At 75.0% G+C, this 1553-nt stretch carries 1 protein-coding gene; it reads left to right on the top strand.

Translation table 11 applies throughout. The annotated features are described in order from the left end of the window. A partial coding sequence (locus EBH09_RS27380) for an aminotransferase class III-fold pyridoxal phosphate-dependent enzyme (protein WP_202977433.1) occupies positions 1-1454 on the top strand: 1454 nt, incomplete at its 5' end. Positions 1455-1553: the final 99 nt, after the last annotated feature.

A 1553-nucleotide genomic window follows, 5' to 3' on the forward strand; every position in this document is an offset into this window, starting at 1 on the left:
GGTTTACGTCCGGGGGCGGGAACGCCGGACCGGCCGCGGGGAAGGGCGCTGCGGGCGGGGCGCCGTCGTCGGCGCGGGCGCGGGCGCGTACCGCGCAGGAGAGCGCCCCGAAGCGTCAGCCGGCGCGTGAGTCCGCGGCACGCACCTACGCGCGCGCCCTTCCCGTCGTACCGGTCCGGGCACGAGGGCTCACCATCGAGGGCGCCGACGGCCGCCGTTACCTGGACTGTGTCTCGGGCGGGGGCGCACTGGCCCTGGGACACAACCACCCGGTCGTGCTGGAGGCCATCCGCAAGGTCCTCGACTCCGGGGCTCCTTTGCAGGTCATGGACCTCACCACCCCCGTCGAGGACGCCTTCGTCACCGAGCTGCTGCACACCCTGCCGCCCGGACTCGCCGACCACGCGCGTGTGCGGTTCTGCGGACCGTCCGGTACGGACCCGGTTGCCACCGCCGTCGAGCTGGTCCGCGCCACCACCGGGCGGAATCGGGTGATCACCTTCACCTGTACCCACCACCGGGCGACCGCCGAGGCGTGCGCGGGCCTCGGCGACACCTGCGACATGCGCCGTGTGAGCCTGCCCTACCCGCAGGACCGGCACTGCCCGTTCGGCGTCGGGGGTGAACGCGGGGCCGAACTCGCCGCCCACTGGGCCGAGTCCGTCCTCGACGACCGCCGGTCGGGGGAGCAACTGCCCGCCGGGATGATCCTTGCACCGGTCCACAGCGAGGGCGGGGTGGTTCCCGCGCCGGACGCCTGGATGCGGCGCATGCGCCGGAGCACGGCGGAACGGTCCGTTCTGCTGATCGCCGACGAGACCGAGACGGGCGTCGGGCGGACCGGGGCCTTCTGGGCGGTCGAACACAGCGGCGTCCTGCCCGACGTACTGGTCCTGTCCAAGGCGATCGGCGGCAGCCTGCCGCTGGCCGCGGTGGTGCACCGCGACGACCTGCGCCCGGGGGAGCCCGGTGCCCGCACCTTCCGCGGCAACCAACTCGCCTTGGCCGCGGGCGCGGCGACCCTCGCCCACGTACGCGAGCACCGCCTCGCCGAGCACGCCGCCGTACTGGGGAGGCGGATGCTGACCCGACTGCGCGGCCTGGCCGAGGAGTTCCGGTGTGTCGGTGACGTCAGGGGGCGGGGCCTGATGCTCGGCGTCGAACTGGTCGCACCGGACGGTGCGCGCGAGACCCCCGCCGACGGCACGGTCACAGGACCCGCGCCGGGCACCGCCGCCGAGGCCGCCGCCGCCGTTCAGCGGGAGTGCCTGCGCCGCGGGTTGATCGTGGACCTCGCGGGCCCGTCCGGGAACGTCGTGCGACTGCTGCCGCCTCTGATCGTCACCGAGGAGCAGACGTCGGCGGTCCTGGACCGCCTCGCCGACGCGGTGGCGGCGGTGGACCGAAGTCATGGCGACCAGGCCCCACCGCACGGCGCGCGCGCCGTGCGCTGAGATCCGCCGCCCAGGCCACAGCACGTCACGAGGGACCCGCCTTGCACACCACCCCCACGCCCCGACCGACAACGGCCGCGATCGCCGGATCGCCGTCGG

The organism is Streptomyces sp. E2N166, assembly GCF_003671715.1.
Lineage (GTDB): Bacteria > Actinomycetota > Actinomycetes > Streptomycetales > Streptomycetaceae > Streptomyces > Streptomyces thinghirensis.